We start from the raw sequence: 12566 nt of genomic DNA, 5'->3' as shown, positions 1-12566 counted from the left end.
TCTGTGAGGGAACGCCTGACATGACCTTGAATCACGACACGACCGAGCCGCACGGGTATCGCGAGGTCACCGATGCCCGGGGCCGCGTCTACCGCATCGGGGAGTCGGACCGCGACATCCTCGGCCACTCACGGCAGTTGATGGTGTACCTGCCGTGGATCGCCATGATGGCGATCAGTGTCTTCGAGTACGCCTACGGCTCAGCCGAGGACACCCTGTCGCACGCCCACCACTGGACGCAGTCCAACACCTTCTGGATTCTCAGCGTCTGGATCTTCTTCCAGGCCGGGGTCTCCTTCCCCGCCGGATGGCTGCGCGAGAAGGGCATTCTGACGGCCCGTCGAGCCATGTTCGTCGGCTCGGGGCTCTGCCTGATCGGCTTCCTCGCCCTGTCCCACATCCACGACGTGCTCGTCGCGATCCTGGGCTTCGGGGTCGTCGGCGGCATCGGCTCTGGCCTCATCTACTCGACCTGCGTCAACATGGTCGGCAAGTGGTTCCCCGAGCGCAAGGGCGGCAAGACCGGGTTCGTCAACGGCGGATTCGCGTACGGCTCACTGCCGTTCATCTTCATCTTCAACTACGCCTTCGACACCGGGAACTACCAGACCGTGCTCGACCTCGTCGGCCTCTACGTCATGGTCGTCGTCTTCGCGTGCGCCTTCTTCTTCAAGGACCCGCCGAAGAACTGGTGGCCCGCGCACATCGACCCGCTCGCCCAGGGCGGCACCGGCAAGAGCGCGGCGAGCCTCGCCAAGAATCCACCCGCCGTCCGGCAGTTCACGCCGATGGAGGCCATCAGGACGGGCATGCTGCCGCTGATGTGGGTCGCCCTCGTCATCAGCGCGGGTGTCTCCATCTTCGGCATCTCCTTCCAGGTCGACTACGCCAAGGAGGTCGGCTTCGGACCGCTCGTCGCCGCGTCCTCGATGGGGGTCATGGCGGTCATCAACGGCATCGGGCGCGGCGTCGTCGGCTGGGCGTCCGACCAGTGGGGCCGCAAGTCGACGCTGGTGATGGTGATCCTGGTGCTCGGGCTCGCCCAGTTCGGTGTCATCTGGGCCGGCAATCTGCACAGCGAGGCGCTGTTCCTGGTCTTCGCGTTCCTGTCGGGATTCGGCGGCGGCGCGTTCTATCCGCTGTTCGCCGCGCTCACCCCGGACTACTTCGGTGAGAACTACAACGCGTCCAACTACGGCCTGGTCTACAGCGGAAAGCTGATCAGCGGCCTGTTCGGCGGCGGCATGGGCTCCATGGTGGTCTCCGCGTGGGGCTACAACGGCGCCTACGCGCTGGCCGGCGGCACCTCGCTGATCGCCGCCCTGATCGCGATGACGCTGCACCAGCCGGGCAGGCCGCGCAGGGGCAGCAAGGCCGCGGTGCCGCAGCCGCAGGCCGCGACCTGAGACACCCTCGCCCGGCGAGGCGGTGGCCCGGAGCGGGTCACTGCCTCGCCCGCTGGTGGTACGACCTGCGGGTGTGCTCGGTGTGGGCGCGCATCACGTCGGCCGCCCGTGCCGCGTCGCGGTCGGCGAGCGCGGCGATCAGCTCGCGGTGCTCGGCCCAGGACTGGTGGCCGCGCTGCCGGGCCACCGGCGTGTAGTACCAGCGGACCCTGCGGTCGACCTGGGCGGCCAGTTCGGCCAGGACCGTGTTCGCCGCCAACTCCATGATGGAGCCGTGCAGTTGCGCGTTGAGGGCGACCGCCGCCTCCACGTCGTCCGCCGCCACCGCCCGCTCCCCCGCCGCGCACAGCTCCTCCAGCGCGGCGACGGCGGCGGCGTCCGCGTTCCCCGCCGCCAGCCGGACCGCCTCGGTCTCCAGGAGCTGGCGCACCGTCAGGAGCTGGTCCGCCTCGTGCTCCGTCGGCTCGTGCACGAACGCACCCTGCGCCGGCCGCAGATCCACCCACCCCTCCGTGCTGAGCCGCTGGAGCGCCTCCCGCACGGGCTGGCGCGACACCCCGAGCTGCGCCGCGAGTTCGGTCTCCACGAGGTGGGCGCCCGGCGGCAGGACGCGGGTGATGATGAGTTCGAGGAGCGCGCCGTAGACCCGCTCGCGCAGCGGTCCCGGCCGGTCCAGCTTGGGCACCGCACCTCGCGGCAGTCCTGCGGTCGGCAACATCGAGGCCCCTTCCGTCCAGCGTCCACGGCGTCCCAACCCACGCTTCCCGCATGGGGATTGTCGTAGTTCTTGCCGAGGGCTTTCCCAGCCTGTACACAATATCCCGTCGACACATCGTGTGCGCGGGGCGGGCGAGAACTCGCCCCGCGGCACGGCGGCGGGGTCCACGTACGGCGGGGAGCGCCCCCTGCGTCGTGCGGGGCCCCGCCGCAGCTGCGTCAGGGCATCAGCTGATACTCGGGGAAGTTCCCGGGCAGCCGCTCGCCCGCGGGCCCCTCGGTGACCGCGCGGACCAGGAGTTCGCCGCCCACGAAGGCGCCGCGCCACGACGCCCCGAAGCCGCCGAACAGCTCGTCGCGGTCGCCGCGCGAACGCGGCTTGCCCCGGCCGACCTTGAACGCCCGGATCTGCGGGGCGAGCCGCTCGTACGTCGCCTCGTCGTCGGTGGAGAGCGTCGCGACGAGGGCGCCGTTGGAGGCGTTCATCGCGGCGAGCAGCTCCGCCTCGGTGTCGACGAGCACGATGGTGTCGACCGGGCCGAAGGGTTCGGCGTGGTGCAGCGGCGAGGACGGAGGCGGCCCGAGCAGAGTCACCGGGTGCACGTACGCGCTGGTGTCCTGCCCCGGCAGGAACAGCGCCGGGTCGGGCGTGGAGCGGTGCAGCGGGACGGCCCCGCGGTCGATGGCCTCGGCGACCTGGTCGTGCAGCTCCTTGGCCTTCGCCGCGTTGATGAGCGGCCCGAAGTCGAGGGCCGGGTACGGGTCGTCGGGGTGCGCGACGGCCAGCGGGTGGCCGACGCGCAGGGTGCGCACGGCGGGCAGGTAGGCGGCGAGGAAGTCGTCGAAGGCCTCGCGCTGCACGACGAAGCGGGGGTAGGCGGTGCAGCGCTGCTTGCCGTAGTCGAAGAGCTTGGGAATCGCGGCGGTCAGCGTGTCCCAGTCGGTGAAGTTCCAGATGCCCCAGGTATTGAGGCCCTCCTGCTCCAGGATGTGCCGCTTGCCGAGGTCGGCGACGTCGGTGGCGACGGCGGCGCCGGTGTCCCGGCCGCCGACGAAGGACACGCAGCCGATCTCGGGCGCCCGCACCAGCGCCTCGGAGAGCTGGCCGCCGCTGCCGCTGACGAGGGTGACGGGGATGCCCTCGCGGGCGGCGAGCGCGCAGGCGAGGGTGAGGCAGGAGACACCGCCGTCGGTGGGTGTCTTGGCGATGACGGCGTTGCCGGCGAGGGCCTGCACGAGCATCGCGTGGACGAGCACGCTCATCGGGTAGTTCCAGCTCGCGATGTTCGAGACCGGCCCCGCCAGCGGGGTGCGCTCGCCGAGCATGTCGTCGATGCCGTCGACGTACCACCGCACGCCGTCGATGGCGCGGTCGACGTCGGCCTGCGCGAGCCGCCACGGCTTGCCGATCTCCCAGACGAGCAGCAGGGCGAGGAGTTCGCGGTGCTGGGTGAGGGCGTCGAGGGTGGCGGCGACGCGGGCGCGCCGCTCGGGCAGCGGGACGTGGCGCCAGGCGCGGTGCTGGTCGAGGGATGCGCGCACGGCCCGGTGCGCGGTGTCGGCGTCGAGGCGCGGCGGGCCCGCGATGGGGCTGCCGTCGACGGGGCTGGTGGCGGGCAGGGCGCGGCCGTCCGCCTGCCAGGCGGCGCCCCACAGGTTCAGGACGCGGTCGTCGCGGAAGGCCTCCGGGGCGACGGCGAGGCAGCGCTGCCAGGCGTCGGCCCAGGAGGTGCCGGCCTTGAGGGTGGGTGTGACGAGGGTGGAGGTGTTGAGGGTGGTTGCCATTTCTTGGTCTCCGCTCACGGTGCACAGTCGGGGCGGGTACTGCTCATGGCTGGTGGTGCTGTGGACGTGAGGTGCCCCGCGGGCACCTCACGTATGCCAACGTCCGTACAGTGATGGCGTGTTGACGCCTAAGAGAAGGGTCACTGCCCGTCGGCGAGACGGTCCAGGACGAGCCGGGCGGTCTCGGTGGGTGTGGCGCCGACGCGGACGCCGACCGCTTCCAGGGCCTCCTTCTTGGCCGCCGCGGTGCCCGATGAACCGGAGACGATGGCGCCCGCGTGGCCCATCGTTTTGCCCTCTGGCGCGGTGAATCCGGCGATGTAGCCGACGACGGGCTTGGTGATGTGCTCGCGGATGTGGGCCGCGGCGCGTTCCTCGGCGTCGCCGCCGATCTCCCCGATGAGCACGATCAGCTCGGTCTCGGGGTCGGCCTCGAAGGCGTCGAGGCAGTCGATGTGGGTGGTGCCGATGACGGGGTCGCCGCCGATGCCGACACACGTCGAGAAGCCGATGTCGCGCAGCTCGTACATGAGTTGGTACGTGAGGGTGCCGGACTTGGAGACGAGTCCGACGCGGCCCGGCTTGGTGATGTCGGCGGGGATGATGCCCGCGTTGGAGGCGCCGGGCGAGATGAGTCCTGGGCAGTTGGGGCCGATGACCCGGGTGCCCTGCCGCTTGGCGTGTGCCTGGAAGGCGACGGCGTCGTGCACGGGGATGCCCTCCGTGATGACGACGGCGAGCGGGATGCCCGCGTCGGCCGCCTCGACGACGGCGCCCTTGGCGAAGGCGGGCGGCACGAACACGACGGTGACATCGGCCCCGGTGGCGGCCATACCCTCGGCGACGGAGCCGAAGACGGGGACGTCGCGCCCTTCGAGGTCGACGGTGCTGCCGGCCTTGCGGGGGTTGACGCCGCCGACGACGTTCGTGCCGGCCTGGAGCATGCGGCGGGTGTGCTTCATGCCCTCGGCGCCGGTCATGCCCTGGACGAGGACCTTGCTCTCCTGGGTCAGGTAGATGGCCATGTCCCGGCTCCTTAAAGGGGGTTTCCGACGAGGGCGAGTTCGGCGGCCTTGAGGGCGGCGCCGTCCATGGTGGTGGCCTGTTCGACCAGCGGGTGCGCGCGTTCGTCGAGGATGGCGCGACCGCGCGCGGCGTTGTTGCCGTCGAGGCGGACGACGAGCGGCTTGGTGAGCCGGACGTGGTCGAGGGCCTGCACGATGCCGTCGGCGACCGCGTCGCAGGCGGTGATGCCGCCGAAGACGTTGACGAAGACGGACTTCACGGCGGGGTCGGAGAGGATGACGTCGAGGCCGTCCGCCATGATCTGGGCGGAGGCGCCGCCGCCGATGTCGAGGAAGTTGGCGGGCTTCGCACCGCAGCCGGCGACGACGTCGAGGGTGGACATGACGAGCCCGGCACCGTTGCCGATGATGCCGACCTCGCCGTCGAGCTTCACGTAGTTGAGGCCCTTGGCGGCGGCCCGCGCCTCCAGCGGTTCGTCGTGGGCTGCCTCCTGCTCTCCCCAACGCGCGTTGCGGAAGCGGGAGTTGTCGTCGAGGGTCACCTTGCCGTCGAGCGCGAGGATCTGGCCCTGCGCGGTGCGCACGAGCGGGTTCACCTCGACGAGCAGCGCGTCCTCGCGGGTGAGGACGTCCCACAGCCGGACGAGGACGTCGACGGTCTGCGGCGGAAGGCCGGCCGCGTCGGCGATGGGGGCCGCGACGGCGGAGGTGACACCGACGGCCGGGTCGACGGGGACGCGGGCGACGGCCTCGGGCCGGGTGGCGGCGACCTCCTCGATCTCCATGCCGCCCTCGGCGGAGGCGATGGCGAGGAAGGTGCCGGCCGCGCGGTCGAGGACGTAGGAGACGTAGAACTCGCGGTCGATGTCGACGGGTTGGGCCAGCATCACCTTGCGGACGGTGTGGCCCTTGATGTCCATGCCGAGGATCTGGCGTGCCGTCAGTTCGGCGGCGGCCGGGTCGGCGGCGAGCTTCACCCCGCCCGCCTTGCCGCGGCCACCGGTCTTCACCTGCGCCTTGACGACGACGCGGCCGCCGAGGCGGCGCGCGAACTCCCTGGCCTCCTTGGCGGATTCGGTGACCTCGGCGCGCGGGACGGGGATCCCGTGCTCGGCGAACAGGTCCCTCGCTTGGTGTTCGTACAGGTCCATTTGCGGCTCCTGCCTGAGCTGCCGATGTGGCTCGGATGCGGAAGAAAGTGCTGCACGCCCCCTGGACACGATCCACGCAATGCGGGATACCAGTTTTCATACAGTATTCGGCGACTGTATGCAATGTACGAGCCGACGGTGGACCGACCGTGGACCAGTAGCGAGGTGAGTCGTTCGTGACCAAGGCACTCGAGGGTGTGCGCGTCCTGGACATGACCCATGTCCAGTCAGGCCCATCCGCCACGCAGCTCCTTGCGTGGCTGGGTGCGGACGTCGTCAAACTGGAGGCGCCGACCGGAGACATCACGCGCAAGCAGCTGCGTGACATCCCGGACGTCGACTCCCTCTACTTCACGATGCTCAACTGCAACAAGCGGAGCATCACCCTGAACACCAAGACGGAGCGCGGCAAGGAACTGCTCACCGAGCTGATCCGCCGCAGCGACGTACTGGTGGAGAACTTCGGCCCCGGGGCCGTCGACCGGATGGGCTTCACCTGGGACCGCATCCAGGAGATCAACCCCCGCATCATCTACGCCTCCATCAAGGGCTTCGGCGAGGGCCCCTACACCAACTTCAAGGCCTACGAGGTAGTGGCCCAGGCCATGGGCGGCTCGATGTCGACCACCGGCTTCGAGGACGGTCCGCCCCTCGCGACCGGCGCGCAGATCGGCGACTCCGGCACCGGCATCCACACCGTCGCCGGCATCCTCGCCGCCCTGTTCCAGCGCGAGAACACCGGACGCGGCCAGCGCGTGAACGTGGCCATGCAGCACGCCGTCCTCAACCTCTGCCGCGTCAAGCTCCGCGACCAACAGCGCCTGGCGCACGGCCCGTTGGCCGAGTACCCGAACGAGGACTTCGGCGACGAGGTGCCCCGCTCCGGCAACGCCTCCGGCGGCGGACAGCCCGGCTGGGCCGTCAAGTGCGCGCCCGGCGGACCCAACGACTACGTCTACGTCATCGTGCAGCCCGTCGGCTGGAAGCCCATCACCGAGCTGATCGGGCGGCCCGAACTCGCCGAGGACGCCGACTGGGCCACGCCCGAGGCCCGGCTGCCGAAGCTCAACAAGATGTTCCAGCTCATCGAGGAGTGGTCCTCGACGCTCCCCAAGTGGGAGGTCCTCGACAAGCTGAACGCCCACAACATCCCGTGCGGGCCGATCCTCTCCACCAAGGAGATCATCGAGGACGAGTCGCTCGCCGCCAACGACATGGTCGTCGAGGTGCCGCACCCGGGCCGCGGCTCCTTCAAGACCGTCGGTTCCCCTCTCAAGCTCTCCGACTCCCCCGTCGACGTCACCGCCTCTCCGCTGCTCGGCGAGCACAACGAAGAGGTCTTCATCGGTGAACTCGGCCTCGGGGGCGAGGAGTTGAGCCTGCTCAAGTCGAACGGAGTGATCTGATTGATGGCCGAGGAACGTGAGCTCAAGGTACGAGCGCTGCTCGATGCCGTACGGGCCGAGGGACGTACGGCGCTCACCGCGCCCGAGGGAAAGGTGATCGCCGACGCGTACGGCATCGCCGTCCCCGGCGAGGAGCTCGCGACCGATGCCGACCAGGCGGTGGCCGCCGCGGCCCGCTTCGGCGGCCCCGTGGTGCTCAAGATCGTCTCGCCCGACATCCTGCACAAGACCGACGCCGGCGGCGTCGTCGTGGGCGTCGAGGGCGAGGCCGCCGTACGGGACGCGTACCAGCGCATCGTCGACAACGCGCGCGCCTACGACGCCGATGCCCGCATCACCGGCATCCAGGTCCAGGAACTGCTGCCCTCGGGGCCCGACGCGCAGGAGGTCATCGTCGGGTCCGTCACCGACCCGACCTTCGGCAAGGTCGTCGCCTTCGGGCTCGGCGGCGTGCTCGTCGAGGTGCTGAAGGACGTCACCTTCCGGCTCGCGCCGGTGACGGAGGCCGAGTCCCTCGACATGCTCGACTCCATCAAGGCCGCCGAGGTGCTGCGCGGTGTGCGCGGCGCCCAGGGCGTCGACCGGGACGCGCTCGCGGAGCAGATCCGCCGGGTCTCCCAACTGGTCACGGAGTTCCCCGAGATAGCCGAGGTCGACCTCAACCCGGTGATCGCCACCCCGCGGGGCGCGCTCGCCGCCGACATCCGGATCATCCTCGCCGACGGCGAGCCGAAGCAGCGGCGCACGTACACCCGTGACGAGATCCTCACCTCGATGCGGCGCCTGATGCAGCCGCAGTCCATCACCGTGATCGGCGCCTCGAACGAGCAGGGCAAGATCGGCAACTCGGTGATGCGCAACCTCATCGACGGCGGCTTCTCCGGCGAGATCCACCCGGTGAACCCGAAGGCCGACGACATCCTGGGCCGCAAGGCGTACAAGAGCGTCACCGACGTGCCCGGCGACGTGGACGTGGCCGTCTTCGCGATCCCCGCCAAGTTCGTGGCGTCGGCCCTGGAGGAGGTGGGCCGCAAGGGCATCCCGAACGCGGTCCTCATCCCCTCCGGCTTCGCCGAGACCGGCGAGCACGAGCTCCAGGAGGAGATCGTCGCGATCGCCGAGCGCCACGGCACCCGGCTGCTCGGCCCGAACATCTACGGCTACTACTCGACGTGGCAGGACCTGTGCGCCACGTTCTGCACGCCGTACGACGTGAAGGGCGGCGTCGCGCTCACCTCGCAGTCCGGTGGCATCGGCATGGCCATCCTGGGCTTCGCCCGCACCACCAAGACGGGTGTCTCGGCCATCGTCGGCCTCGGCAACAAGTCGGACCTCGACGAGGACGACCTGCTCACATGGTTCGGTGAGGACCCCAACACCGAGTGCATCGCGATGCACCTGGAGGACCTCAAGGACGGGCGGGCCTTCGTGGAGGCCGCGCGCGCGACCGTGCCGAAGAAGCCGGTCGTGGTCCTCAAGGCGGGCCGTACGGCGGCCGGCGCCAAGGCGGCCGGTTCGCACACGGGCGCGCTCGCGGGCGACGACGCCGTGTACGACGACATCCTCAAGCAGGCCGGTGTCATCAGGGCGCCGGGCCTGAACGACATGCTGGAGTACGCGCGGGCGCTGCCGGTGCTTCCGACACCCCAGGGCGACAACGTCGTGATCATCACGGGGGCCGGTGGCTCGGGTGTGCTGCTGTCCGACGCGGTCATGGACAACGGCCTGGAGCTGATGGAGATCCCGGCCGACCTGGACGCGGCCTTCCGGAAGTTCATCCCGCCGTTCGGCGCCGCCGGCAACCCCGTCGACATCACGGGCGGCGAGCCCCCGTCGACGTACGAGGCGACGATCAGGCTCGGGCTCGAGGACCCGCGGATCCACTCCCTCGTGCTCGGCTACTGGCACACCATCGTCACCCCGCCCATGGTGTTCGCGGAGGTGACGGCGCGCGTCGTCCAGGAGTTCAGGGAGCGCGGCATCGAGAAGCCGGTGGTGGCATCGCTGGCCGGTGACGTCGAGGTCGAGGAGGCGTGCCAGTACCTCTTCGACCGGGGCGTGGTCGCGTACCCGTACACGACCGAGAAGCCCGTCGCGGTGCTCGGCGCGAAGTACAAGTGGGCCCGCGCGGCGGGGAAGTTGGGGGGGCGGTCGATGAGGTGACCGAGGACGGGTCCGGTCGGCGGTGTGCGCCGGCCGGGCCCAGGACCCGTGCGCACACGAAAGACATGTGGACAGGGGGCGCTGCCCAGATCTTTCGACGCAAGGGAAATCGACATGACCACAACCGATCTGCCAAGTTCCGTCCCCTACAGGGAGGTGACGGACGCCAACGGCCGGGTGTACCGCGTTGGCGAGAGTGACATCGACATCATGGGCCGGGGCCGCAAGTGGATGGTCATCCTGCCCTGGGTGGGCATGATGGGCATCTCGTCGGCGGAGTACGCGTTCGCGTCCGCCGAGGACACCCTGCACACCGCACATCATTGGAACAGCGGACACATCTTCTGGATGATGACCGTCTGGGTGTTCTTCCAGGCCGCCGTGGCGATGCCCGCGGGCCGGCTCAGGGAGAGCGGCAGGCTGCCGGCCCGCTGGGCCATGATGCTCGGCGCGCTCGGCACCCTCCTCGGCTATCTGTCGCTGGCCTACGCGCCGCACGTCGTGTTCGCCTACATCGGCTTCAGTGTCTTCAGCGGCATGGGCGCCGGCATGGTGTACGCGACCTGCGTCAACATGGTCGGCAAGTGGTACCCGGAGCGCAGGGGCGGCAAGACCGGGTTCGTCAACGGCGGCTTCGCCTACGGATCCGTGCCGTTCGTGTTCCTGTTCACCGGGTTCATGGACCTGACCAACTTCCGCTGGGTGCTGGTCTCGGTGGGTCTGCTGCTCGCGGCGATGGTGGCCGTCGCGGGCTTCTTCTTCAAGGACCCCCCGAAGAACTGGTGGCCCGCGCACATCGACCCGCTGAACCCGCCCGAGGACCCGCGTGCCCGCAGGTCCCTCGAGAAGAACCCACCGGCCGTCAAGCAGTACACCCCCATGGAGGCATGGAAGACGGGCCGGGTGGCGCTGATGTGGTTCTGCCTGGCGTGTACGTCGGGTGTGAACATCTTCGGCATCGCCTTCCAGGTCGACATCGGCAAGGAGGCCGGCTTCGCGGGCGGCATCGTGGCAACCGCCATGTCCCTCAAGGCAGTTGTCAACGGCACCGGGCGCGGTGTCATCGGCTGGCTGTCCGACCGGTACGGCCGCAAGCAGTGTCTGCTCGCGGTCTGCGTGATCCTGGGCCTCGCCCAGTTCGGCATCATCTGGTCGGCCTCGGAGAAGATCCTCCCGATGTTCCTGATCTTCTCCGCGATCTCCGGGTTCGGCGGTGGCGCCATCTTCCCGATGTTCGCCGCCCTGACCGCCGACTACTTCGGTGAGAACAACAACGCCACCAACTACGGCATGGTCTACAGCTCCAAGCTCGTCTCGGGGCTCGGCGCGGGCATGGGGTCCGTCGTCGTCGGTGCCTGGGGACACTCCGGTGCCTTCATCCTGGCCGGCTGCATCTCGTTCTTCGCCGGCTTCGTGGCGCTGTTCCTGTCCCCTCCCGGTAGGCCCAAGAAGCGTGGGATCCACCCCAACCCACAACCCCTGGGTGAGGAGATGGCTTGATATGACGGCGGAACCTGTCTCCGCTGGCAACACGGCACCGGCCACGGGGAGCCGGTACCGAGAGATCACCGACGAGCACGGCCGGATCTATCGCGTGGGCGAGTCCGACCGCGACATCCTCGGCCACTCCCGAAAGTTCATGGTGTACCTGCCGTGGGTGGCCATGATGGCCATCAGCGTCTTCGAGTACGCCTACGGGTCGGCCGAGGACACGCTGTCCCACGCGCACGGCTGGACGCAGTCCAACACGTTCTGGATCCTCAGTGTCTGGGTGTTCTTCCAGGCAGGCGTGGCGTTTCCGGCGGGGTGGCTGCGGGAGAAGGGCATCATGCCGGCCCGCCGCGCCATGTACGTCGGCGCCTTCATGTGCCTGATCGGATTCCTGGCCCTGTCGCATCTGCACAACGTGTGGCTGGCCATCATCGGATTCGGTGTGATCGGCGGACTCGGCTCCGGGTTCGTGTACGCGACCTGCATCAACATGGTCGGCAAGTGGTACCCCGAACGCAAAGGCGGCAGGACAGGTTTCGTCAACGGAGGCTTCGCCTACGGCTCGCTTCCGTTCATCTTCATCTTCAACTACGCCTTCGACACCTCGAACTACCACCGGGTGCTCGACATGATCGGTGTGTATGTGCTGGTCGTGGTGCTGGTGTGCGCGTTCTTCTTCCGGGACCCGCCGAAGAACTGGTGGCCCGCGGAGGTCGACCCGATCGCGACATCCGGCAAGGGCAAGAGCGCGGCGGCGCTCGCCAAGAACCCGCCCGCCGTACGGCAGTTCACGCCGATGGAGGCCATCAAGACGGGGCAGCTGCCGCTGATGTGGCTGAGCCTGGTCCTGACGGCCGGTGTGTCGATCTTCGGCATCTCGTTCCAGGTCGACTTCGCGAAGGAGGTCGGTTTCGGTCCGCTGGTCGCCGCGTCCTCGATGGGTGTCATGGCGGTCATCAACGGCGTCGGCCGCGCGGTGGTCGGCTGGATGTCGGACGTGTGGGGCCGCAAGGCCAGCCTGATCCTCGTGATCGTCGTCCTGGGCCTCGCCCAGTTCGGCATCATCTGGGCGGGCGACATCCACAGCGAGGCCCTGTTCCTGGTCTTCGCGTTCCTGTCCGGCTTCGGCGGCGGAGCGTTCTACCCGATGTTCGCGGCGCTCACCCCGGACTACTTCGGCGAGAACTACAACGCCACCAACTACGGCCTGGTGTACAGCGGCAAGCTCATCAGCGGCCTCTTCGGCGGCGGCCTCGGCTCCATGGTGGTCGGCGCCTGGGGCTACAACGGGGCGTACGCCCTGGCCGGCGGGATCTCCATGCTGGCCGCGCTGGTCGCGCTGCTGCTGCGGCAGCCGGGGCGGAACGAGAAGGCGGTGTCGTTGACATGATCACGTAAAGCGCGACGCACGAGTTGAGTGGG

9 protein-coding genes are annotated in these 12566 nt (G+C 69.3%); 5 read left to right on the top strand and 4 right to left on the bottom strand.

Translation table 11 applies throughout. The features are described 5' to 3' along the window. The first annotated feature begins 20 nt into the window (after positions 1–20). On the top strand, positions 21–1406 hold the full coding sequence (locus ACTWJ8_RS31050) for an OFA family MFS transporter (RefSeq protein WP_356379600.1): 1386 nt from the start codon (positions 21–23) through the stop codon (positions 1404–1406). A gap of 37 nt (positions 1407–1443) precedes the next feature. Here ACTWJ8_RS31050 and ACTWJ8_RS31045 read toward each other — a convergent pair whose 3' ends face one another. The 4 genes from ACTWJ8_RS31045 to sucC all read right to left on the bottom strand — a co-directional run bounded on the left by ACTWJ8_RS31045 (position 1444) and on the right by sucC (position 6153). Beyond that, positions 1444–2124 (bottom strand): GntR family transcriptional regulator, encoded by a 681-nt coding sequence (locus tag ACTWJ8_RS31045; protein ID WP_356379597.1) that lies wholly within the window; start codon positions 2122–2124, stop codon positions 1444–1446. Between the two features lie 218 nt (positions 2125–2342). Beyond that, the gene (locus ACTWJ8_RS31040) at positions 2343–3908 is read right to left on the bottom strand and encodes an aldehyde dehydrogenase family protein (protein ID WP_443260908.1); all 1566 of its coding nucleotides are present in this window, start codon (positions 3906–3908) and stop codon (positions 2343–2345) included. Between the two features lie 140 nt (positions 3909–4048). Next, complete coding sequence (sucD, locus tag ACTWJ8_RS31035; protein ID WP_356379591.1) at positions 4049–4933, bottom strand: succinate--CoA ligase subunit alpha; 885 nt, start codon at positions 4931–4933, stop codon at positions 4049–4051. Positions 4934–4944: 11 nt separating this feature from the next. Continuing rightward, complete coding sequence (gene sucC, locus ACTWJ8_RS31030) at positions 4945–6153, bottom strand: ADP-forming succinate--CoA ligase subunit beta (RefSeq protein WP_443260907.1); 1209 nt, start codon at positions 6151–6153, stop codon at positions 4945–4947. Positions 6154–6260: 107 nt separating this feature from the next. On the opposite strand from sucC, the gene frc reads away from it, so the two are divergent. From frc to ACTWJ8_RS31010, 4 genes are all read left to right on the top strand, one after another. Continuing rightward, entirely contained in the window at positions 6261–7490 is a 1230-nt protein-coding gene (gene frc, locus ACTWJ8_RS31025) for a formyl-CoA transferase (RefSeq protein WP_443260906.1), read from the top strand. Positions 7491–7493: 3 nt separating this feature from the next. Beyond that, positions 7494–9653 (top strand): acetate--CoA ligase family protein, encoded by a 2160-nt coding sequence (locus ACTWJ8_RS31020; protein ID WP_443260905.1) that lies wholly within the window; start codon positions 7494–7496, stop codon positions 9651–9653. A gap of 114 nt (positions 9654–9767) precedes the next feature. Then, positions 9768–11153 (top strand): OFA family MFS transporter, encoded by a 1386-nt coding sequence (locus tag ACTWJ8_RS31015; protein ID WP_356379579.1) that lies wholly within the window; start codon positions 9768–9770, stop codon positions 11151–11153. A gap of 1 nt (position 11154) precedes the next feature. Then, positions 11155–12534 (top strand): OFA family MFS transporter, encoded by a 1380-nt coding sequence (locus ACTWJ8_RS31010; RefSeq protein ID WP_356379576.1) that lies wholly within the window; start codon positions 11155–11157, stop codon positions 12532–12534. Positions 12535–12566 lie beyond the last annotated feature (32 nt).

Source organism: Streptomyces sp. SDT5-1 (genome assembly GCF_052245995.1).
GTDB lineage: Bacteria > Actinomycetota > Actinomycetes > Streptomycetales > Streptomycetaceae > Streptomyces.
This window is presented reverse-complemented; position numbering and strand designations above follow the sequence as displayed.

Bases quoted from the DNA above. Each gene is read 5' to 3' on its own strand.
- ACTWJ8_RS31040 (WP_443260908.1), bottom strand. From the start codon at position 3,908: ATGGCAACCACCCTCAACACCTCCACCCTCGTCACACCCACCCTCAAG.
- ACTWJ8_RS31015 (WP_356379579.1), top strand. From the start codon at position 9,768: ATGACCACAACCGATCTGCCAAGTTCCGTCCCCTACAGGGAGGTGACG.
- ACTWJ8_RS31045 (WP_356379597.1), bottom strand. From the start codon at position 2,124: ATGTTGCCGACCGCAGGACTGCCGCGAGGTGCGGTGCCCAAGCTGGAC.
- ACTWJ8_RS31010 (WP_356379576.1), top strand. From the start codon at position 11,155: ATGACGGCGGAACCTGTCTCCGCTGGCAACACGGCACCGGCCACGGGG.
- ACTWJ8_RS31020 (WP_443260905.1), top strand. From the start codon at position 7,494: ATGGCCGAGGAACGTGAGCTCAAGGTACGAGCGCTGCTCGATGCCGTA.
- sucD (WP_356379591.1), bottom strand. From the start codon at position 4,933: ATGGCCATCTACCTGACCCAGGAGAGCAAGGTCCTCGTCCAGGGCATG.
- ACTWJ8_RS31050 (WP_356379600.1), top strand. From the start codon at position 21: ATGACCTTGAATCACGACACGACCGAGCCGCACGGGTATCGCGAGGTC.